Source organism: Streptomyces sp. NPDC059373, from assembly GCF_042751495.1.
GTDB lineage: Bacteria > Actinomycetota > Actinomycetes > Streptomycetales > Streptomycetaceae > Actinacidiphila.
In genome coordinates this window covers 1-22,162 of record NZ_JBHYXC010000056.1, presented here as the reverse complement: position 1 = coordinate 22,162, position 22,162 = coordinate 1, and the positions used below count along the sequence as shown (strand labels likewise).

The window sequence follows — 22,162 nt, the reverse complement described above, 5'->3', positions numbered from 1 at the left end:
GGACGAGTCCACGTGGTCTCCGCAACGACATCGCGGCCCGTGAGCAGGGTTCGGGTACGCGATCGGGCCGCTCCTCCGACTCTGGAGCGGCCCGGCGTGGCCTGGGCGGTCCCCGGGCTGGTGTTCTTCCTCGTCTTCGCGGTCGCGCCGATGGTGGGGGTGCTCTACCTCTCCCTCACCCACTGGGACGGGCTGAACCCGCCGCAGTTCACGGGCCTGGACAACTGGTCCCGCTTCCTCGGCGACAGTCAGGTCCGGCAGTCCACCCTCGCCACCGGTGTCCTGCTGGTCGGGAACATCGCGGTGCAGGCGCCGATCAGCATCCTGCTGGGGGTGTGGGCGGCCGGCAGTCAGCGCAACCGTGCCGTCCTGTCGGCGATCTTCTTCCTGCCGCTGCTGCTGTCCACGGCGGCCACGGCCATCATGTGGCGCCAGCTGCTCGACCCCAACTTCGGCCTGCCGTCGAAGTTCGACTGGTTGTTCGGCAGCAGTAATCCGCTCGGCACCCAGCAGGGCGCGGTCGCCTGCCTCGTCCTGGTCACCAGCTGGCAGTTCATCCCCTTCCACAGCCTGCTCTACCAGGGCGCCGCCCGCTCCATCCCGCACACGCTCTACCAGGCGGCGGCGATCGATGGCGCGGGGCGGGTGCGGCAGTTCGTCCACATCACCTTGCCGCAGTTGCGCAACACGATCATCACCTCGACCACCTTCATGGTCATCGGCGGTCTCACGGCCTTCGACATCGTGCTGCTGCTGACCAACGGCGGCCCTGGCACGGATACCTCGATCCTTCCCTTCTCGATGTACCAGACCGCCTTCCGGACGTACGACTACGGCTACGCGAGCGCCATCGCGAGCTTCCTGCTGCTGCTCGCCACCGGTGCCTCGGTGCTTCTTACGAAGCTCAGCGGATACGACAAGATGACGAGCACGCTGGAGGGACTGTGAGGACGCGCCCGAACTACCTCGCCGGCGCCGCCGCCTTCGTCTGGCTGGTGATCATCGGCGTCCCGCTGTACGCGCTGCTGAACACCGCGGTGCAGCCGCAGTCGAAGTACACCGACAAGGGACCGATCTCGATCCCCTCCACGCTGACGTGGGAGAACTTCACCACCGTGGTGGACAGCGGGTTCCTGCACTACATCTGGAACACCGTCGTCGTCGCCGTGGCCACCGTCGCCATCGTGCTCGTGCTCGCCGTCCCGATCAGCTATGCGGTCGTCCGCGGCCGGGGCTGGATCACCAAGGGAGTGTTCCGCCTCTTCCTGCTGGGCCTGGCGATCCCCTCCCAGGCGGTCATCATCCCGCTCTTCCTCCTCGTCAACGACCTCGGCCTCTACGACACCCTGTGGGGAGTCATCCTGCCCACCGCGGCCTTCGCGCTGCCGGTGACCGTGCTGGTCCTCAGCGGCGGGATGCGGGATATCTCCAACGAGTTGTACGAGGCCATGGCCCTGGACGGCGCGACCCCGGCCCGGACCCTGCTGACCCTGGTCATCCCGATGTCGAAGTCGTCCATCGCGACCGCCTGTGTCTTCACGGCCCTGCAGGCCTGGAACGGTTTCCTGTTCCCGCTGATCATGACCCAGTCCGAGGACACCAAGCTCGTGACGCCGGGCCTGTACAACTTCGTCTCCGAGTACGGGGCCAACGTCCCGGCCCTTCTGGCCGCGGTGCTGATGTCCGCGGTGCCGATCCTCGTCGTCTACCTCTTCGCCCGACGCGCCCTGGTCGCCGGCCTGATGGGAGCCGGCGGCAAGTGACGGTACCGCCGTCCCGCCCGATCTGACGAGACGGCGCCCGAAGCCGGGCCCGGGCACCGCCAGGTGCCGAGTACCAGCCTCTTCCCGGTGCCTCACGCGTGCCCGCTCCCCCGGGCCGCTGCCCGGGCCCGACTCCCGTCCGGCCTGCCCGCTCCGCCCTTCTTCGACTTCTCCGACCACGCCGCTCGCGGCACCTGTGACAGAAACGGATGATCCCTTGACGATCAGCGAGGAGCGCCCGACGACCGGGCTGTGGAGCGACCCCACCCTGCCCGCACCCGAGCGCGCCCGGGCCTTGCTCGACGCCATGACCACGTCCGAGAAGATCGCGCAGCTCGGCAGCAGCTGGCCGGGCCATGACGCGGGCGGCGACGTCGCTCCCATGCAGGACACCTTCCGGGGCGCCGACAGCTTCGACGAGGCGATCATCGACGGCCTCGGACAGCTGACCCGGGTGTTCGGCACTGCGCCGGTCACCCCCGAGGACGGGCGCGAGCGCCTGGTGGAGCTGCAGGCCCGGGTGGTAGCAGCGAACCGGTTCGGCATCCCCGCCGTCGCCCACGAGGAGTGCCTCACCGGGTTCTTCACCTGGCAGGCCACGGTTTACCCGACCCCCCTTGCCTGGGCGGCCACCTGGAACCCCGAGCTCGTACACCAGATGGCCGCGGCCATCGGCTCGGACATGGCGGCCGTCGGCGTCCACCAGGGACTGGCGCCCGTCCTGGACGTCGTACGCGACTACCGCTGGGGCCGGGTGGAGGAGACCCTCGGCGAGGACCCCTACCTCGTCTCGGAGCTCGGGCTGTCCTACGTGCGGGGTCTTCAGTCGGCCGGCGTCGTCGGCACGCTGAAGCACTTCGCCGGCTACTCCACCTCCCGTGCGGCACGCAACCACGCCCCGGCCGCCCTCGGGCCTCGCGAACTGGCCGACGTGATCCTTCCGCCCTTCGAGAAGGCCGTGGTCACCGGCCGCGTCCGCTCGGTGATGAACGCCTACAACGATATCGACGGCGTGCCCTGCGCTGCGGACGAGACGCTCCTCACCACGCTGCTGCGTGAGCGCTGGGGGTTCGAGGGCACCGTGGTCTCCGACTACTGGGCGGTCGCGTTCCTCGCCTCCATGCACCATGTGGCGGCCGACGTCGCCGACGCGGCGGGCTCCGCCCTGCGGGCCGGACTCGACGTCGAACTGCCCCACACCCACGGATACGGGGAACCCCTGCGTGCCCAACTGGAGGACGGCCGTGTCTCCGCCGACCTGCTCGACCGTTCGGTCCTGCGGGTGTTGACGCAGAAGGCCGAACTCGGCCTCCTCGATCCAGGCTGGGACCCCGGGCAGTACACGGCCCCCGCGGACTTCGACTCCCTCCACAACCGCAGGACGGCCCGGCGCCTGGCCGAGGACTCCGTTGTCCTGCTCGACAACGCCTCGGGCGTCCTGCCGCTCGCCGCCCCGCGCTCCATCGCCGTGATCGGCCCCGTGGCCGACGACGCCCGCTGCCTGTTCGGCTGCTACTCCTTCCCCAACCACGTCCTGCCCCACCACCCCGACACCACTCTGGGGATCGACGCACCCACGGTGCTCGAAGGCATCCGGCAGGAGTTCCCCGGCATCGTGGTGAGCCATGAGGCCGGGTGCGCGGTCACCGGGGACGACCGCAGCGGCATCGACGCGGCCGTGACCGCTGCCGCGGCGGCCGACCTGACGGTCCTCGTCGTCGGCGACCGCTCCGGGATGTTCGGGGAGGGCACGTCGGGCGAGGGCTGCGACGTCGTCGCGCTGACGCTCCCCGGAGTGCAGGAGGACCTGGTGAACGCCGTACTCGACGCGGCCCACCGGACCGTCCTCGTCGTACTCTCGGGCCGCCCTTACGCGATCGGCCGGCACGCCCGGCGGGCGGAGGCGACACTGCAGTCCTTCTTCCCAGGTGAGGAGGGATCGGCGGCGATCGCCGGTGTGCTGTCCGGCCGCGTCAACCCCTCCGGGCACCTGCCCGTCCAGATCCCGGGTGACGCCGCCGGCCAGCCCGGCACCTACCTGGCGCCCCCGCTCGCCCTGAAGAGTGACGGTGTGAGCAACATCGACCCGACCCCCGCGTTCCCGTTCGGACACGGCCTGTCCTACACCACGTTCAGCGTCGATGGCGCGAAGGCCACCGAGGCCGCCGTCGCGGTCGACGGATCGGTCACCGTATGGGCGAGCGTCACCAACACCGGCTCCCGGGCCGGCACCGTGGTGCCCCAGCTCTATCTCACCGATCCGGTCGCCTCCGTGACCCGGCCCGTCCGCCAGCTGATCGGCTTCACCCGCGTCGACCTCGCTGCCGGGGAGAGCCGTACGGTGCGCTTCGAGGTCCACGCGGACATGACCAGCTTCACCGGGCGGGACCTGCGCAGGTGGGTCGAACCCGGCTGGATCGTCCTCACGGTCGCCCAGTCGGCGGGCGACCCCGGCTCCTCCGTACAGGTGAAGCTGGAAGGCGACCCCCGCATCGTCGACCACACCCGGACCATGACCACCCCCGTCACCGTGCTGCAGGACTGACCTGCCCCGGCGGCACGCCGCGCCCTCCAACCGCCCCTCAACCGCCCGTCTCACAGGAGTTGTCACCATGCCGTCTGGCGTGTCCACATCCGCCCGCATCACCGCCCTGGACGTTCTGGACGTGCGTTTCCCGACGTCCGAGCACCTGGACGGGTCGGATGCGATGAACCCCGAACCCGACTACTCGGCCGCCTATGTCGTCCTGCGCACCGACGCCTCCGACGGACTGGAAGGCCATGCGCTCGCCTTCACCACCGGCCGCGGCAACGACGTGCAGGCCGCCGCCATCGCGGCCCTGGCCCCGCATGTGGTCGGCCTGTCCGTCGAGGAGGTCTGCGCCGACCTCGGGGCGTTCTCCCGCTCCCTCGTCCACGATCCCCAACTGCGCTGGCTGGGCCCGGAGAAGGGCGCCATCCACATGGCCACCGGCGCGGTGGTGAACGCAGCCTGGGACCTCGCGGCCAAGCGCGCCGGCAAGCCCGTCTGGCGGTTCCTCGGCGAGATGCCGCCGGAGGAGCTGGTCGCCCAGGTCGACTTCCGCTGGCTCAGCGACGCCCTCACCCCCGATGAGGCCCTGGAGATCCTGCGCCGCGCCGAACCGGGCCGTCAGGAGCGCATCGCCTGCCTGCTGGAGCGCGGATATCCCGCGTACACCACCACTCCCGGCTGGCTCGGCTACTCCGACGAGAAGCTGGCCCGCCTCGCCCGCCAGGCCGTCGCCGACGGCTTCACCCAGATCAAGCTGAAGGTCGGTGCGTCCCTGGAGGACGACGTACGGCGCATGCGGACCGCCCGTGAGGCCGTCGGCGACGGCATTCGGATCGCGGTGGACGCCAACCAGCGCTGGGATGTCCAGCCCGCGATCGACTGGATGCGTGAGCTGGCCCCGTACCAGCCGTACTGGATCGAGGAGCCCACCTCCCCGGACGACATCCTCGGCCACGCCGCGGTCCGCAAGGCCGTCACCCCCATCAAGGTCGCCACCGGCGAGCACATCGCCAACCGGGTCGTCTTCAAGCAACTGCTGCAGGCGGGCGCGGTGGACATCGTGCAGATCGACTCGGCCCGGGTGGGCGGGGTCAACGAGAACCTCGCGATCCTGCTGCTCGCGGCGAAGTTCGGGGCGCCGGTCTGCCCCCACACGGGCGGCGTGGGCCTGTGCGAGATGGTGCAGCACCTGTCGATGTTCGACTACGTCGCCGTCTCCGGCACCGTCGAGGACCGGGTCATCGAGTACGTCGACCATCTCCACGAGCACTTCGTCGACCCGGTCCGCATCGCCGACGGCCACTACCTCGCGCCGACCGTGCCCGGACTGAGCGCGCAGATGCACCCGGAGTCGCTGAAGGAGTTCACCTACCCCGACGGCCCGGTCTGGTCCTCCCGTGTCTGACGCGCGGCACTGTTGGACGCCCACCGCCACGTGTGGAACCTCGACTGCCGCGCGCTGTCCTGGCTGGACGAGCCGGCCTACGAGTGTCGGGCCCGGAGTGGTTGCAACGCCCTGCAGCGGAGCGGGGGTTGAGGGCGGTGCAGGAGCGCGGACTCGGCTACGACCTGCTCATCCGCGGCTACCAGTTCCCCCAGGCGATCCGCTTGGCTCGAACGCCTCTCAGGCCTTCCGATCATCCTGGACCACGCGGGCAAGCCGCCCATCGCGCAGCGCGAACTGACCGGCTGGAAAGCGAAGGTGGAGCTGCTCACCCAGCATCCGCAGGTGCGGTGCAAGGTGTCCGGGCTGGTCACAGAGGCCGCCCACGAGCGGCTGATGTTCGGCTCCGGCTGGCCGGTCTGCGCCCTCGCAGGCGACTGGAACCGGTGGGCGGCCACCGTCGAGGAGCTCCTGGGTGAGTGCCCCGCACGTGAGACCGAGGCGGCCCTCGCCGGCACGGCGACCGCCTTCTACCGCCCGGCGCCCACGCCGGCATCCGTACCCACGCCTACCAGCACCACCGGCGTTCACCCTGAAGGGACACCGACACCACGATGACGACACTCGCAGTCCGCTACCTCGCCGCCCGGACCCTGGACACCTCGCCCGCCGCCGGCTCGCCGCCCGGCCCCGGCGAGGTGGAGCTGGCCCCGGCCTACGTCGGTATCTGCGGCACCGATCTGCACATCTTCCACGGCGACATGGACGCCCGGGTCGCCGTGCCCGCCGTCCTCGGGCACGAGATGTCCGGCCGGATCGTACGCGTGGGGCCGGACGTGGAGGGTTGGCGGCCCGGTGACGCGGTGACCGTGATGCCGCTGCGCTGGGACGACACCTGCCCCGCCTGCCGGAAGGGCCACCAACACGTCTGCCAAAACCTGGACTTCATCGGGATCGACTCCCCGGGCGCGATGCAGCAGCGCTGGACCGTGCCCGCCTCGACAGTCGTACGTCTCCCGGAATCCGTCCCCCTGGACAGGGCCGCGCTCGTCGAACCCACCGCGGTGGCCGTGCACGACGTCGGCCGGGCCGGAGTGCGGGACGGCGAGCGGGTCGTGGTGGTCGGTGGCGGACCGGTGGGTGTCCTCATCGCGCTGGTCGCACGGGCCGCCGGAGCCGAGGTCCGTGTGGTCGAGCTGAGCGCCCATCGCCGGTTGCTTGCCGGGGAGCTGGGGCTGACCTCCTGGGACCCGGCGACGGTCGACGTGCCCGAGCTGGTCCGGGAGTGGACCGGTGACGCGGGCGCGGACGTCGCCTTCGAGGTGTCCGGCGCGGCCGCCGGTGTGGACACGGCCGTCGATGTGCTGGGTGTACGCGGCCGGCTGTGCCTGGTGGCCATTCATCCCAAGCCTCGGGAGGTGAACCTGCACCGCTTCTTCTGGCGCGAACTCACCCTCGTCGGCGCCCGGTTGTACGACCGCTCCGACTTCGAGAAGGCGGTGGCGCTCGTCGCGGACGGCACCGTCCCCGCCGACCGGCTGATCAGCAAGATCGTCCCGCTGGCCGAGGCGCCCGCCGCGTTCGAGGCGCTGGAGGGCGGCGGCGACGTGATGAAGATCCTCGTGGACTGCGGCAACGATACGACGGGAGCACGAGCATGACCCCCTTCGACCTGACCGGACGGCTCGCCGTCGTCACCGGCGCCCGGCGTGGCATCGGCCGGGCCATGGCCCGCGCGCTCGCCGAGGCCGGCGCGGACGTCATCGGCGTCAGCGCGAGCCTGGAGGAGTCCGGTAGCGCGGTGGAGAAGGACGTGCGCGCCGCGGGCCGTACCTTCGAGGCGATCCGGACCGACTTCGCCGACCCCGAGGCCGTACGGGCCCTGGGCGAGAATCTGGCCGCGCGTGAGCGGCCGGTGGACATCCTGGTCAACAACGCGGGCACCATCCGCCGCGCCCCGGCGGCCGAACACAGCGACGCCGACTGGGAGCTGGTCCTCCAGGTCAACCTCAATGCCCAGTTCGCCCTGACCCGGGCAGTGGGCGCGGCCATGGTGACCCGCGGCCAGGGAAAGATCATCTTCACCGCGTCGCTGCTCAGCTTCCAGGGCGGCATCACCGTCCCCGGCTACACCGCGGCCAAGCACGGCATCGCCGGCCTGACCAAGGCCCTGGCCAACGAATGGGCCCCGCAGGGAGTCAACGTCAACGCCATCGCCCCCGGCTACATCGCCACCGACAACACCCAGGCACTGCGGGACGACCCGGCTCGGAGCAGGGCGATCCTGGACCGAATCCCGGCCGGACGCTGGGGCGCGGCCGACGACCTCGCGGGCGCCACCGTTTTCCTGGCGTCCGACGCCGCTGCCTACGTTCACGGCACCATGCTGCCCGTCGACGGCGGGTGGCTCGGCCGATGACCGCCGAACTGGCCTCCGTACTGTCCGGCACCCGGATCCTGCCCGTGCTGACCGTGCCCTCCGCCGCCTCGGCCATCCCACTGGCCGACGCGCTCACGGCGGGCGGCGCGCGATGCGCCGAGGTCACCTTCCGCACGCCGGAGGCCGAGCAGGTCCTCAAGGCGATGGCGGCGCACGGCAGGCTGACCGTCGGCGCCGGCACGGTGCTCACACCCGAGCAGGCGGAGCGCGCCGTGGAGGCCGGCGCCCGCTTCGTCGTGTCACCCGGATTCGATGCGGACATCGTCGCCAAGTGCCGGGAGCTGGCGATACCCGTCGTGCCGGGCATCGCCACCGCCACCGAGCTGATGCAGGCGCTGCGGGCGGGCGTCGACACCGTCAAGCTGTTCCCCGCCGAGCACCTGGGCGGGACAGGGATGCTCCAGGCGCTGGCCGCCCCGTTCCCCGGCGTGAGGTTCGTCCCCACCGGCGGCATCGGCCCCGGCCGGTTGATCGACTATCTCGCCCACCCGGCGGTCCTGGCCGTCGGCGGCAGCTGGATGGCCACCGCCGACCACCTTGAACGCGGGGCCTTCGAGGAGATCCGGCGGCTGACCGCCGAAGCCGTCGAAAGGAGTACTCAGTGACCGTGCAGGGCCGGGCTCCCGATGTGATCGCCCTGGGCGAGGTGATGCTGCGCTTCGACCCGGGCGAGGGGCGGATCCGCACCGCCCGTTCGTTCCAGGTCTGGGAAGGCGGCGGCGAGTACAACGTCGTACGTGGTCTGCGCCGCTGCTTCGGCCTGCGGACCGCCGTCGTCACGGCCCTGGTGGACAACGCGGTGGGCAGGCTCGCCGAGGACCTGATCCTGCAAGGCGGCGTCGACACCTCACTGATCCGGTGGGTGCCCGGCGACGGCATCGGCCGCAGCGCCCGCAACGGCCTGAACTTCGTCGAACGCGGCTTCGGCGTCCGCGGCGCGCTGGGCGTCAGCGACCGGGCGAACACGGCTGTCTCCCAGCTGCGGAAGGGCGACGTCGACTGGGAGGCGCTCTTCGCGACGGGCCCGCGCTGGTTCCACACCGGAGGCATCTTCGCAGGCCTGTCGGACACCACGCCGGACCTCGCGGACGAGGCGATGGCGGCGGCACGGCGGCATGGCGTGACGGTCTCCTACGACCCCAACTACCGCCCCAGCCTGTGGGACGGCCGGGGCGGAGCCGACCGGGCGCGCGAGGTGGACCTGCGGCTCGCCCGACACGCCGACGTCGTGGTCGGCGCCCTGGGCCTGGCCGGAAGGCGCCCCGCGGAGACACGCGTCGGAGTCGACGAACTGCCGGACGCCCTCGCCGAGGTGGCCGACCGGCTGCCCGGTACGCGGGTGCTGGCGACGACCCTGCGCGACGTGCCGTCGGCAGGGGTGAACGACTGGTCCTCGGCGGCCTGGTCACCCGAGACCGGTGTCGTCACCGGCCCCCGGATGCCAGGTCTTCATGTCCTGGACCGCATCGGCTCCGGCGACGGCTTCGCCGCCGGGCTGATCCACGGCCTGCTGGCCGGTGCCGGTCTGGAAGGCGCCCTCGCCTATGGCACCGCCCATGGTGCCCTCACCATGACCACGCCCGGCGACGTCTCCATGGCCTCTCTCGCCGAGGTCGAGGCGCTGATCGAAGGCGGCTGGGCCGCCGTCAGACGCTGACCGGCCGCGCCACGCGGCGGACGCATACGTCCGCATTCCCCGAGGACACACCGTGCGACAGCCCATTAGCCGCACCTTGCGACAACGGAAGATCGCGCGAACGCGCGTCGAGCTCACCGAACTCGGTTTCGGGGCCTCCGCGATCGGCAACCTCTGCACACGACGCCCCGTAAGCATCTGGAGCGGCTGCCCCGAGGGTTCGGGTGTGTACGAACGCACGACCGTGTCGCGCATCCGGGGGTAAGGGAGTGTGACATCGGGTCGGGGCGGTTTCGTACCGCATAATCGCTGGTCAGAGCTGCCGAGCGCACTCCCGGTGACGGCAGTTCTCCAGGATCGGCGCCCGGGAGAACTGCCGTCAAGCGGTCAGCTCTTGCCGGGCCGGGTGATCCACTGGCCGTTGACCCGTCCACTGACCGTCTCGTAGCCGGAGCGGAAGGAGCCGAGCCGGTTCAGGACGCCGAGTTGGGTGCCGGGTTCGGCGGTGTAGCTGGAGGCCTGACTCCCACCCGGGCCGCCGGCAGCTGAACCGACAGTTACAGGATCACCGAGAGAGTCAAGCCGAGGCGGCAGTACTCGACCGCCGCCCTGCGGTCGAACCGGCGCTGACGGGACGCAGTGCCCTTTTTGGGCACGGCGGGTGGGAGCCCGGCAGCCGCCGGGCTCCCACCTTGGTGTACTGCCCAACGAGCGATGCCGGCGTCTAGGACGAAACCAGCACCAAGGACCATTGCTGGGAGGAGGCGCCGGTATACGTCTGCTGGACAATCTGCGCGCCGTCGCTGGTCGATCCTCCGGTAACGCTGAGGGCGAGACCGGAATTGCGGTTCACCAGCTCGTAGTTGGAGCCGATTGCGACCAACTGCCACTGCTGGTCGTTGTTGCCGTTTTGGACCCACTGCACGGCGCTCGCGCCGCTTGACGTACTGCCCGCCAAGATGCCGAGGGCCCGGCAGCTGTTCTTGTCGAGCAGCGTGTTATAGCCGTTGCCGAGATCTGTGACGTGCCACAACTGGTCGGCCGACCCGTTGCCGGTCCACTGCACGACGTTCTGCCCGTCGTGGAGGTCAGCGGCATTCACGCCGAGATTCTTACCGCTGTTGACGTTGACGAGCTTGTAGTACGAGCCCGTGGAGTTTCCGAAGTCGATATCCGCGTAGGAGATGGTGGTTGTTCCGCCGATGATCTCGACTCGGCCCGTATTGGGGATGTAGGTGAGGCTGCGGCTGTAGGCGGACGCCATCGTCGTGTGCTGCTGCGTCCACGCGCCGGTGCTGCTCCCGCTGGCATTCGTCCAAACGTCCCCGCTACCTGCGGCGTTGAAGAGGATCCGCCCGTTCGGCATGCGCAAGAGCACCGGGCTGCCCCCACGGGACAGGGCACTGGAACCCGACGTCACCGAAAGCGAGGTGACGCCGGTGCCTGCAGTGCCGCCTACCGAATAGAAGTGCAGCGGATCGCTGGCGACCTTGTAGCGGACGTTGTCGCCGCCGCCCCAGTATTCGAAGGTCATCATCCACTTGCCGTCACTGGTCTGGACGACATTGGTCATGCCCGGGCGACCACCGCCGATCTCGCTGTACCCGGATGAATTGGTGACCGTCGTTCCGGAGACATCGACGACTGAGCTGCTCCATGAAGAGCTGACGCCGTCCCATGTCCGGTGCGCGAGGATCTGCGTATTGGCGTCCGGTGTCGTGCTGTTGTTCGGGTCGAGAGTCGGAGCGCCCGTCGTCGAGTCATAACCGGTGTAGTCGTTCTCGTCAGAGTAGTAGGCGACGAGTTGGTTGTTGTAGACCATCAGGTACGGTTCCCACACGGGGTCGTTCTGGTGGTTCGTGTTCTCGGTGGCCGGGTAGTTCAACCCGTTCGACCAGCTGCCCGTCGTGATGATGTTCACGACATTCCACGTCGAACCCGAGTCGGTGCTCGAGTAGAGCGCAATCGCGGTGTTGCTGCGGTCGCCGTCGTGCGTGGGTGTGTAACCAGGGTTGGTTGCCTTCTGATCGAGGTAGTTGTAGTCGTCGCCTGATACGAGGGTGGCCATCAGCAGTGTGCCTGAGGCGAGATTGCCGACCGCCTGCGGCAGCACGTACAGATACGGGTTGGTCCAGTTGCTGACGTACTGCGAGTAAGCGGGGTTCGACGATGCGTACGCCGGTGCCTTGACATCGGCCAGGGACTGCCACGTCGTGCCGTTGTCGTCGCTCTTGTACACCGGAATCGTTTGGCCGTCGGCCGAGCCCGAGCTGGTAACCGTCGATTTTTCGAACGCGGCGACGAGGCGTCCGCTCGGCAGCACAGCCGTCTTCGGGTAGAGGGCGCAGTTGTTGATCGACTTCGTGCAGGATGCGGTGTTCGGGAGTTGGTAGAGAGTGGCGGGAGTCGGCGTGGATGCCTGCGCAGGCATCGCCGACGTCCACAGCGCCGCGGCGGTGGCCAGGACGGCGCCCACGACTCTACGCAACCCTATTCGCTTACCTTTCATTTTCCCTCCTGGAAAGATGGTGAGGATCGGAGCCCGGAGACCGACGCGAGAGAGGACCTGGACGTTGTTGCCGACAGTTCCCGGATCTCGTCTTGATGGCGCCCATATGGAGGCGGTCCTGCCTTCTCCCGGACCATGGGGCGTCCCGCCGGCGCCGCGGCAATTGGAAAGCTAGATGACGGGAAGAGTGCCGGGCAATGCGTAGTTACGCAAAGATTCCAGTTCCCTTCCGGAGCCTCTGACCGAGCCTGTGGGCCGGCTCGTGCCTCGGTACAGTCGGGCCCTTGGGCGAGAGCTTTCCTGGTTGGTGAGCGTGCGCGTGCATGGCTTGTGAAATGCTTATCTGTCCACCGCTCGGTTTGTCTTTCGGTTCGCCGCCCGATGATGTCTCGGGCGCGCAGTGGGATGAAAGCTACGGGGGGACCCGAACGGGCGCAGCCATAGGGGTCGCCACGATTGCGAAAGCGTTTCGTGGCAGGACGACGGCCGGGCGTGAGTGCGCGTCATGACTTTTCTTCGCTGTCGCGCTCGGGCGGCAAAAGCCTTTCGGCAATAGGGCACGGTACTCTCCGTGACCGCCGAAAGTGCGACAGAGCCGAACGATGCGCGGTCCCACTCGGCGAGGTCCACTGCCTGCGCCACAGGCGTGATCGTCGTCCACATGACGGCGGGCAGTGAGCCGGGCTTGGCGTGCACCTCACCATCCGGCCGCACCCCGCTGGTGTGGGCTAGTTACGGCTCCACGTCTGGGTGGCGTTGCCGAGGGCCGTCCACAGCTGGACCTTCGACCCGTTGGCCGTCCCCCAGTTGGTGACGTCCATGGCGAGACCGTTGGAGCGGTTGATGACGGATCCGTCCAGACGGAACCACCACTTCTGGCTGTTCTTGCTGTTGCAGGTCCACAGGATGAGCTTGGTGCCCGCGGTGGTGCCGTCAGCGTCCGCGGCGAGGCACTTGCCGGCGACGCGGAGTTCGCCCGCGGTGGTCTGCGTGATCAGCTGGTTGGCGTTCCCGGAGCAGTCGTAGATCTGCACCTGCACACCCGTCGCGCCGTTAGGCACGTCGAGGCAGCGGCCGGAGTTGCTTCCCTTCAGTGTGAAGGACGAATCCGTCGGCAGGGGGTCCTGGACGAGCTGCCACTCCTGCGAGTCGTCCGCCGAGGCATTGCCGGACGCGTCGATCGATGCCTCGAGGTCGACAGCGCCGTTCTGGGTCGCCCCGGTCATGAACAGGCTCGTGTTGCGGACGGAACGGATCTTGTAGTAGCCGTCGGTCGAGGCGACGAGGGTCCACTGCTTGTCGGTGGCGCCGTCGTCGACCCACTGCGCGAGCTTCTGTCCGGCTGTGGCGCTGCCGGTCCAGATGGCGGCCGAACGGCCGCCTGCCTTGTTGAGCAGGGTGACGTCATTGCCCTTGGCGGTCAGGTGCCAGCGCTGGGTGTCGTCCGTGGCATTGCGGTCCCGCAGGACGAGGTCGGGGACGTCGCCAGTGAGGTTGGCGTCCTGTGTCTTGCCGGCGTCGGGGCTGAGTGCCTGGCCGGTCGCGCGGTTGACGAGGGTGTTGTAGGTGCCGTCGGAGCGGCCGAGGTCGACCTCGCCGTAGCGTATGGGACCGTAGCCCGTGCCGAAGTCGGCCTGGAGGATGACGACGCGTCCCGTGCCCTGGTCGTACTGGAGATTGCGGCTGTAACCGGCGGCGACCGGCGTCTGGTACTCCTTCCAGGTGCCGTCGCTCTTGCCGGACTCGTTCACCCAGATGCTGCCGCTGCTGGCCGCGTTGTAGAGGATCCGCCCGTCCGGCATCGGGACGAGCACCGGGCTGCCGCTCGTTGACAGCGTGTGTCCTCCGGAGGGCACCGGCAGGCTGGTGATCGGGAGGTCCGTCACACTGTTCGGGTAGAACTTCAGCGGGTCGTCCGCGAGCCTGTATCTCACGTTCGTCCCCCCGCCCCAGTACTCGTAGGTGAGCAGCCACTTGCCGTCGGTGGTCGGGGCGATCGTGGTCATACCGGGGCGGCCGTTGCCGATCAGTGTCTTTCCGTTGAGGTTCTCGGTCGTGCCCGGGACATCGACGATCGGCTGGCTGCTCCAGGACGTACTGCTGCTGCCGTTCCAGGTCTTGTGCACGAGGATCTGGTTGTACGAGTCCGTGGCCGTGTCGTCGTCCGGGTCGCGGGTGGGTACTCCGGTGGTGGCGTCGAAGCTGAGGTAGTCGTGCTCGTCGGAGTAGTAGGCGACGAGCTGGCCGTTCCGGGCGATCAGGTACGGCTCCCAGACCGGGTCGGACTGCGCGTAGGTGTTGGCGTTCGAGACGCGGCTGCCCGACCATCCACCGGCGGCGATGATGTTCTGGAAGCTCCAGGTCGCGCCGTCGTCGGTGCTGGAGTACAAGGCGATCGCCACGTCCTTGCGGTCGCCGTCGGCGGTCGGTGTCCAGTTGGGGTCGGCGGCCCCGCGCTCCTTGTAGTAGTAGTCGTCGTCGTCCCCCGAGACGACGCTCGCCAGGAGCAGGGTGCCGGCCGTCAGGGATCCGACGTTCTGCGGGAGTACGTAGAGATACGGGTTCGTCCAGTTGCTCGTGTACTTCGCGTACTGGGAGTCGCCGGACAGGTAGGCGGGGGCTTGGAGGTCGGTCAGCTTCTGCCATGTGGTGCCGTCGTCGTCACTCTTGTAGACGGGCAGCGTCTGTCCCACCGGGTCGCCCTTGCTGTTCTCGAACGACGCCACGATCCGGCCGCTCGGAAGCTGGGCCGACTTCGGGTAGAGAACACAGGGCTTCTTGTTGCACGTGGAGCTGTCCTGCGACACGTACAAGTTCGACGAGCTCGGCTGATACGCCGATGCCCCCGCCGCGGAGGCGATGGCGAATGCCACGCCGATGCCTATGGCTGCCGCTGCCGCGACAGCCTTCCGTACCAAGGATTGCGTCATTGCAGTTCCTCTGAGCGTAGGTCAGCCGGCCATGGCGCGTGGGGAAAGACGCCCTGCGACCGGATGGGGGAATCACCTTCGCAAGCCACTCACGGCCTGCGTCCTGTAAATGTGCCGGGGTGAAGTCCGGTTCCTGACGATGACTGTTGGTGGAAGGCCCCGACTGTGATTCAGCCCGAGTGGTCCTTGCCGGTTCGGAGGTCCTTCCCGACCGGTCCGTGAAGCCCGGCGATCTGCGTACCTGGTGGCAGCACCGTTTGCTGCTCCGGTGAGCCAGGGAGAAGGGGGTCGACGGTTTTCGGGGGCGGCGCGCTGTATCGGGTCACATCGGACTGCGGTGCGTAGAGGGCGGAAGGCCGTGCGTCTGCCCGATGGCCGAGGCCGGAATGCCCGCGCCGATCATTACCGCGCGGCTGTGACGAGGTTTACTGAGGTCCCTGGTGTCTCCTCGATTTGCTGCGGCCCCAGAGCCGCGGTCACCTGGTGGCCGTGTAATCGGGGCTCGCTGGGCAGGACCCGAATACGGAACCGCCTTGAAACGGGGGTGAGGCCGGCGGCAGTTACTCCTGCATGTGGCTTGTGGCCGATGAGACATGAGCCGGATAGAGAGATTATTAAGACTGCGGCCACCTTTGTCACCGGTGTGTTTCCGAAAATGTTTCGAATGCTGCCCACCACCGAGTATTGACGGGGCCGTGATTGTGGCGGAGGCCGAGGTCCGCAACGCGAGGCAGATCGGCAACTCGCCGCGCTGCCTCGCCAGGAGCCGGCACTCGGCCATCTGCATGATGGCCCGGTCGACTCCAGCGGCAGTTCCTCGAACGGAGCCGGTATCACCCCCGGCGGTGGGTGAGCCGGGGCCGCCGCCAAGGTGTCGTCGGAGGGCAGGGCGGGTGTTTCGCCTGGGCCGGGGAATCCCGCCGTCGTCAGCCCGCCGGGCATCCTCGACATGTGGCGCAACTACCCCGCCGAGTCGGCTCTTTCGGATGCCGGGCCCTGCACCCGTATCGGGCGCCTGTCCCCACGGGCAGCCGGTACGGACCGGGCGGGCGCTCCACTCGAGCAGGCGCGCCCGGAGTTGCGGGGGAACGGGGGAGGTCGATGTGGGTGTCCTGCTGATGGCCCCGCGACTCCCCCTACTGTGGTGTGTCCTCAGCTGCTGAGGACGCCCAGGATGGCGGTGGCCATGCCGTGTTCGCCGAGTTCGTTGGGGTGAACGACGGCTGCCGGGCTGGTGGGGTTGAGGGGCTCGATCCAGCGGGTGTCGGCCGGGGAGCAGGCGTCGTGGCCAGTGGAGGGTGTGAAGGTGTCGACGTACGTCGCTCCCGCGGCCCGCGCGCGTTCGCCGAGCATGGAGTTGAGCTCCTGCTGCTTCTGGCGCAGGAACGTGACGTCGCCGGGGGCGATGGGCAGGTCGCGGCCGCAGTCGGTGCCCTTGGAGGGCAGGATCGCCGGGTAGCCGACGACGTAGACCCGGGCCTCGGGCGCGCGGCGTTCGATCTCGGTCAGTGCCCGGGAGAGGCGGTCGCCCGTGGCGCGGATCTTCTGGGCCACCGTGTCGGTGCCGCCGGAGGTGTACTTCTCCTCGCAGGGTGCCTTGTTGGTGACGTCGGTGATGCGGTCGGCCAGCTTGAAGAGCGCTCCGGTGGTGACGCACTTGGTGATCATCGAGCTGAAGCCGATGTCGTTGCCGCCGATGCCGAGGGTGACCAGCCTCGTGGTGCTGTCCAGTGCGGAGAGCTGTGCGGGGTTGGTGCCGTTGCCGGTGGACTGGGGGGTGGTGAGTTCGGAGATGGTGGCGCCGCTGCAGCTGACGTCATGGAAGTCGGCCGTCTTGAGGCCCAGGTCCTTGGCGACCAGGGCCGGATAGTTGCGGCCGGAGCGGTCGCAGCCGGCCGGCGTGCCGGTCTGGGGCGGTATCTTGGGGCCCGAGGTGTATGAGTCGCCGAGTGCGACGTACGGCCCCTTGGGCGTCTCCTTCTTGTCGTGGCTGTCGGAGTTCTGTCCGATGCTGACGGCGGTGACCAGTACCCCGCACGCCAGGGCCACACCTATGCCGGTTCGTGCCAACGGTCCCATTGCTGTGTCCTGTTCTTCGTTACGGATATCGGGCTGTCGGGACGTTTCGGTAAACACGGAGCGGTGTCGGTGTGGCCCTCGGGGGTTCGGGCGAGCGCGGCGGGTCGGCTCATGCCGGGCGTGCGAGTCCGGTGTCGTAGGCGAAGATCACGGCCTGGACGCGGTCGCGGGCGTCGATCTTGGTGAGGATGCGGCCGATGTGGGACTTGACGGTGGATTCGGCCAGGTGGAGCCGGTCGGCAATCTCCTGGTTCGTCCAGCCGGAGGCGATCGCGGTGAGGACTTCGCGTTCGCGTTGGGTGAGGTCGGCGAGGCGGCGCTCCTGCTGAGGGGAGTGGCCGGGCAGGCGGTCGCTGAAGGCGTCGATGAGCTTGCGGGTGAGGCCGGGGGAGATGACGGCGTCGCCGGCGGCCACCGCGCGGACGCCGGCGACGAGTTCGTCGGGCTGGGCGTCCTTGAGTAGGAAGCCGCTGGCTCCGGCACGCAGGGCTTCGTAGGCGTATTCGTCGAGGTTGAAGGTGGTCAGCACCAGGATGCGGGAGCGGCCGCCGGACTCCACGATGCGGCGGGTGGCCTCGATGCCGTCCATGCCGGGCATGCGGACGTCCATCAGGACGACGTCGGGTCGGAGTTCGGCCGTCATGCGGACCGCTTCGCTGCCGTTGGTGGCCTCGCCGACGGCGGTCATGTCGGGCTGCGCCTCCAGGAGCATGCTGAAGCCCATGCGTTGCAGGGCCTGGTCGTCGACGATGAGGACGGTGGTCATGAGGCGTGCTTCTCCGGGGAGTTGGGCTGCGGGTTGGGGATGAGGAGCGCGCGGACGGTCCAGCCGCCATGGGCGTTGGGGCCTGCGGTGACGTTGCCCTGATAGAGGGCAGCACGTTCACGCATGCCGACCAGGCCACGACCGCCGACCGCGCCCGGACGGCCTGTGGAGGGGGTCCGGGACGGGCCCGTGTCCTCGACGGTGACATGGACGGCGTCCGGGCCGGCGGCGAGGGACACATGGACCGAGGTGTCGGAGGCGGCGTACTTGATGGTGTTGGTCAGGGCTTCCTGGACGATGCGGTAGACGGAGAGCTGGAGGCCCGGGGGCAGGCCGGCGAGGTTCCCGTGAGTCTCCAGGGCGACGGTGGGACCGGCGGAGCGGACACGGTCGAGCAGGGCGTCGATGTCGGTCAGGCCGGGCTGTGGAGCGAGCGGCGCGTCGTCCGGACGGTCGCTGTCCTCGCCGATGACGGAGAGGAGACGGCGCAGTTCGTCCAGGGCGTCACGGCCGCTGGCGCTGATGATGCGGAGTGTCTGGGCACCGCGCTCGGGTTTGGTCGCGGCCAGGGCGGCGGCCCCGTCGGCGAGGCCGACTATGACGGCGAGGGTGTGGCCGAGGATGTCATGCATCTCCCGGGAGACGCGGGCGCGTTCCTGCGCGGTGGCGAGGCGGGCCTGCTGATCGCGTTCCTTCTTCAGGGCGTCGATGTAGGCGTTGGCCAGTCTGCTGAGCAGGCCGAGGGCGGCGAACGCCGCCATGGCGGTCATTGCCATCAGGGTCACGACCTCCGGTCGGGTGGCGTGTTCCAGCTGGCCGCCCTTCCAGAAGACGGCTGCCCACGCCACGAGCTCTGCGGTGGTGATACCGAGGGCCAGCGCCAGTTGCCGCGGGGTGCAGTGGCGGCCGACATGGAACAGGGCCACGACGCGCGCGGACTCGGCGCCGGTCAGTACCCCCAGGGGGAGGGCCGCCACCGATGCGGCGGTGGTAAGGGCGAAGACCAGCATGGGTCGGCGTTCCCGCCACAGGAGCGGGACGGTGAAGGCGACGATGAGGGCCAGCTGCGCCGGGACATCGCCGATGTTGTAGGGGTTGAGGTAGGAGCTGATGCCGAGCGCGGCGCAGAAAGCCGGTACCCCCCAGTGCCGGACCCTGGGGTGGGCCCGGTCGGCCCGCCGCAACGCGGCGGGCCGGAAGATGACCGAGGCGATCACGCGCTGCTCGGAATCGCTGGTCAGGGTCTCCAGCACCTGGTCGTTGTCCGGGCGGGGGGCCTGCGCGGGTGCGCTCGGTGCGGTCACGGAGGGGGGTCCTTCGCGGGTCGGGAGGCCGCCCGCCGGTCCCCGGGGGGATGGGACCGGCGGGCGGGGCTGGGGAGTCGGCCGGTGGGAGTCGGCCGATCCGTCGGCGATGGAGCTGTGGCCCGCAGCTGTCGCTGTGGCTCGGTCCCGTCAGCTCTTGCGGATCAGTTTCTTCCGCAACTCCTTCACTGCCGAGGTTTTGACTCGGTCGTGTCGGTGGGCGTGTTGTCGTTGGACTTGCCGGCCCGGCGGGGCTTGAGCCCGGACAGTCCTCGCATCCGGCCGGGGGACTGTCCGGCAGGCGCAGTCGCGCCCGTCTCGGCAGGGCCGCCCACGCCGACAAGAACAGGCGAGGCACTGGCACTCGGGCTCGCGGCACCGCTGTCGGAATGGACCGCTGCGCCCGCCTGCTGGGCGGCCAGGACGTGGCGCAGCTTCTCCCCCTCGACGTCCACGTTGGGCATGACACGGTCCAGCCACTTCGGCAGGGCCCAGGCGCGGCGCCCGAGCAGGGTCATCACCGCCGGGACGATGGTCATCCGGACCACGAAGGCGTCGAAGAACACGGCGGAGGCCAGGCCCAGGCCGATCGACTTGATCAGCGCCACGTCGTCCAGGAGGAAGCCGGAGAAGACGGAGATCATGATGACCGCGGCGGCGGTGACCACCCGGCCGCTGTGCCGGAAGCCGGAGACGATCGCCTCGGTGGGATGGGCTCCGTGGACGTATTCCTCCCGCATCCGGGTGACGAGGAAGACCTCGTAGTCCATGGCGAGTCCGAAGACCACGCCGATCAGCAGGATGGGCAGCACACTCACGATCGGCGCGGTCTCGTCGATGCCGAAGAGATCCTTCAGCCAGCCCCACTGGAAGACCGCGACCAGGATGCCGAGGGTGGACGCGACGCTGAGGAGGAAACCGAGGGCGGCCTTGAGGGGGATCAGGACCGAGCGGAAGACCAGCAGCAGCAGGATCAGGGCGAGGCCGACGACGATGGCCAGGTAGGGAATGAGGGCCTGGGCGAGCTTGGTGGACACGTCGATGTTGACGGCGGTCACTCCGGTGACCATCAGGTCAGCGCCGGTCTCCTTGTGCAGGGCGGCATTCTGGTTGCGGATGTCGTTGACCAGGTCCTTGGTGGCCTGGCTGCTGGGCGCACTCCTGGGGACGGCCCCGATCAGGGCCACGTCGCCGGCCTTGTTGAACGCGGCGTCACGCACCGTGGCGACGTCGGACAGCTTGCCGATCAGCGTGACCGCGTCCTTGGCGGCGGCCTCGGGGTCGTCGCTGCCGCGGGCGTCGACGACGACGGTCAGCGGTCCGTTGAAGCCCGGCCCGAAGCCCTTGCTCAGGGTGTCGTAGGCGACCCGCTGGGTGCTGCCGGGGGACTTCATGGAGTCGTCGGGCAGGGCCAGGCGCAGCGACATGGCCGGAACGGCCAGCAGACCCAGACCGATCACCGAGACGGCGAGGACCTTCACCGGGTTGCGGGTGACGAACTTCGCCCAGCGCACGCCCATCGGCCTGCCCTCGCCGCGCTCCTCCAGGGCCCGCATACGGCGGCTGAGGAGCTTGCCCTTCATGATCCGGGTCCCGGCGAAGCCCAGCATCGCGGGCAGCAGGGTCAGCGCGATCACCACTGCGACGGCGACGGCGAAGGCAGAGGCCAGGCCCATGGAGGTCAGCATCTGGATGCCGATGACACTCAGACCCCCCAGAGCGACGATCACGGTGAGGCCGGCGAAGACCACCGCGGAGCCTGCGGTGCCGAGAGCCCGTCCGGCGGCCTCCTCCGGATCGTGTCCGTCGCGGATCTCGTTGCGGTAGCGGGAGACGATGAACAGGGCGTAGTCGATGGACACCGCCAGGCCCAGCATCAGAGCCAAGGTCGAAGCCGCCGAGGCCATGTCCACGAACGAGGTGGCGATGGTGATGCACATGACCGCCACGCCCACGCCGAGGATCGCGGTCAGCAGCGGGAGCCCCGCCGCGATCAGCGAACCGAAGGTGATTACCAGGACGACGGCGGCGACCGCGAGACCGATCAGCTCGGTCACCTTGCTGGCCGCCTTGTCCTCGACGGCGTCACCGCCCATGCTGACCGTCAGCCCGGCCTTCTTGCCTTCCTCGGCGACCTTGTTCAGAGCGTCGTGCGCGGGGCTGCTGACGTCGGACTTGGCGACTTTGTAGGAGACCTGCGCGTACGCGATGCTGCCGGACTTGCTGACCAGACCACTGGTGAACGGGTCGGAGACGCTCGCCACCTGCGGCGACGTCTTCAGCTCGGCCACTAGCGATGTGATTTCGGCCTTGTTGGCGCTGGCGGTGAGCTTCTGCCCGGCGGGGGCTTCGAAGACGACCCGGGCGGTGGCGCCCGAGGCGGAGGCCTGCGGGAACTCCTTCTCCAGCAGGTCGATGGCTTTCTGGGACTGGGTGCCGGGCAGGGTAAAGCTGTCCGAGGTGGAGCCGGTGGAACTCATGGCGCCGATGCCTACGGCGGCCAGGACGGCGATCCACAACATCAGGACGACGCGTCGTCGCCGGAAGGCGAGCCGTCCCAGTCGGTAAAGGAAGGTGGCCACGGGTTACTCCCACCAGGAGAAGAGATCATTACGTGTGAGCCGGGGCCCGAATCGACCCTTGATCTCAAGCTAGGGGCGGTTCTTCGCGCTCCCTGCCTCCTGTGGGACCGAATCGACGGGCTGCGGTTAGTACCGCAGTACTACTGACCTTGAATGCGTGATGTCGTCATGGTGGGGTGCGGACGAGTCCGGTTCCGGTGAGGCAGCCGTCGATTACGTCGCTGCGGTACTGGAGT

At 69.0% G+C, this 22,162-nt stretch carries 15 protein-coding genes; 9 read left to right on the top strand and 6 right to left on the bottom strand.

What is annotated here, in order from left to right; translation table 11 throughout:
- The first annotated feature begins 39 nt into the window (after window positions 1–39).
- From ACFXJ5_RS37665 to ACFXJ5_RS37625, 9 genes are all read left to right on the top strand, one after another.
- A complete protein-coding gene (locus ACFXJ5_RS37665) occupies window positions 40–948 on the top strand; it encodes a carbohydrate ABC transporter permease (protein ID WP_384641848.1) in 909 nt (302 codons plus the stop codon).
- On the top strand, window positions 945–1,763 hold the full coding sequence (locus ACFXJ5_RS37660) for a carbohydrate ABC transporter permease (RefSeq protein ID WP_384641846.1): 819 nt from the start codon (window positions 945–947) through the stop codon (window positions 1,761–1,763). The genes ACFXJ5_RS37665 and ACFXJ5_RS37660 overlap by 4 nt, the downstream gene beginning before the upstream one ends.
- Window positions 1,764–1,980: 217 nt before the next feature.
- The gene (locus ACFXJ5_RS37655; protein ID WP_384641843.1) at window positions 1,981–4,308 is read left to right on the top strand and encodes a beta-xylosidase/alpha-l-arabinosidase; all 2,328 of its coding nucleotides are present in this window, start codon (window positions 1,981–1,983) and stop codon (window positions 4,306–4,308) included.
- Window positions 4,309–4,375: 67 nt separating this feature from the next.
- Entirely contained in the window at window positions 4,376–5,701 is a 1,326-nt protein-coding gene (locus tag ACFXJ5_RS37650) for an L-fuconate dehydratase (RefSeq protein WP_384641840.1), read from the top strand.
- A gap of 231 nt (window positions 5,702–5,932) precedes the next feature.
- Window positions 5,933–6,298, top strand: a complete 366-nt coding sequence (locus ACFXJ5_RS37645) for an amidohydrolase family protein (RefSeq protein WP_384641882.1) — start codon at window positions 5,933–5,935, stop codon at window positions 6,296–6,298.
- On the top strand, window positions 6,295–7,341 hold the full coding sequence (locus ACFXJ5_RS37640) for a zinc-binding dehydrogenase (protein WP_384641837.1): 1,047 nt from the start codon (window positions 6,295–6,297) through the stop codon (window positions 7,339–7,341). The genes ACFXJ5_RS37645 and ACFXJ5_RS37640 overlap by 4 nt, the downstream gene beginning before the upstream one ends.
- Window positions 7,338–8,099 (top strand): SDR family oxidoreductase, encoded by a 762-nt coding sequence (locus tag ACFXJ5_RS37635; protein ID WP_384641834.1) that lies wholly within the window; start codon window positions 7,338–7,340, stop codon window positions 8,097–8,099. Before ACFXJ5_RS37640 ends, ACFXJ5_RS37635 begins: the two co-directional genes overlap by 4 nt.
- A complete protein-coding gene (eda, locus tag ACFXJ5_RS37630) occupies window positions 8,096–8,725 on the top strand; it encodes a bifunctional 4-hydroxy-2-oxoglutarate aldolase/2-dehydro-3-deoxy-phosphogluconate aldolase (protein ID WP_384641831.1) in 630 nt (209 codons plus the stop codon). Before ACFXJ5_RS37635 ends, eda begins: the two co-directional genes overlap by 4 nt.
- Window positions 8,722–9,777: a PfkB family carbohydrate kinase gene (locus ACFXJ5_RS37625; protein WP_384641828.1), complete on the top strand. Its 1,056-nt coding sequence runs from the start codon at window positions 8,722–8,724 to the stop codon at window positions 9,775–9,777. The genes eda and ACFXJ5_RS37625 overlap by 4 nt, the downstream gene beginning before the upstream one ends.
- Before the next feature lie 703 nt (window positions 9,778–10,480).
- On the opposite strand, the gene ACFXJ5_RS37620 is transcribed toward ACFXJ5_RS37625, so the two are convergent.
- The 6 genes from ACFXJ5_RS37620 to ACFXJ5_RS37595 all read right to left on the bottom strand — a co-directional run bounded on the left by ACFXJ5_RS37620 (window position 10,481) and on the right by ACFXJ5_RS37595 (window position 21,926).
- On the bottom strand, window positions 10,481–12,232 hold the full coding sequence (locus tag ACFXJ5_RS37620; RefSeq protein WP_384641825.1) for an RICIN domain-containing protein: 1,752 nt from the start codon (window positions 12,230–12,232) through the stop codon (window positions 10,481–10,483).
- A gap of 761 nt (window positions 12,233–12,993) precedes the next feature.
- Window positions 12,994–15,195, bottom strand: coding sequence for an RICIN domain-containing protein (locus tag ACFXJ5_RS37615; protein ID WP_384641822.1), 2,202 nt, complete (start codon window positions 15,193–15,195; stop codon window positions 12,994–12,996).
- Between the two features lie 1,152 nt (window positions 15,196–16,347).
- Entirely contained in the window at window positions 16,348–17,274 is a 927-nt protein-coding gene (locus ACFXJ5_RS37610; RefSeq protein ID WP_384641819.1) for an SGNH/GDSL hydrolase family protein, read from the bottom strand.
- 109 nt (window positions 17,275–17,383) lie between these two features.
- Window positions 17,384–18,040, bottom strand: a complete 657-nt coding sequence (locus tag ACFXJ5_RS37605; RefSeq protein WP_384641816.1) for a response regulator — start codon at window positions 18,038–18,040, stop codon at window positions 17,384–17,386.
- A complete protein-coding gene (locus ACFXJ5_RS37600; RefSeq protein ID WP_384641813.1) occupies window positions 18,037–19,344 on the bottom strand; it encodes a sensor histidine kinase in 1,308 nt (435 codons plus the stop codon). The genes ACFXJ5_RS37605 and ACFXJ5_RS37600 overlap by 4 nt, the downstream gene beginning before the upstream one ends.
- 185 nt (window positions 19,345–19,529) lie before the next feature.
- On the bottom strand, window positions 19,530–21,926 hold the full coding sequence (locus tag ACFXJ5_RS37595; protein ID WP_384641810.1) for an MMPL family transporter: 2,397 nt from the start codon (window positions 21,924–21,926) through the stop codon (window positions 19,530–19,532).
- Between the last annotated feature and the right edge of the window lie 236 nt (window positions 21,927–22,162).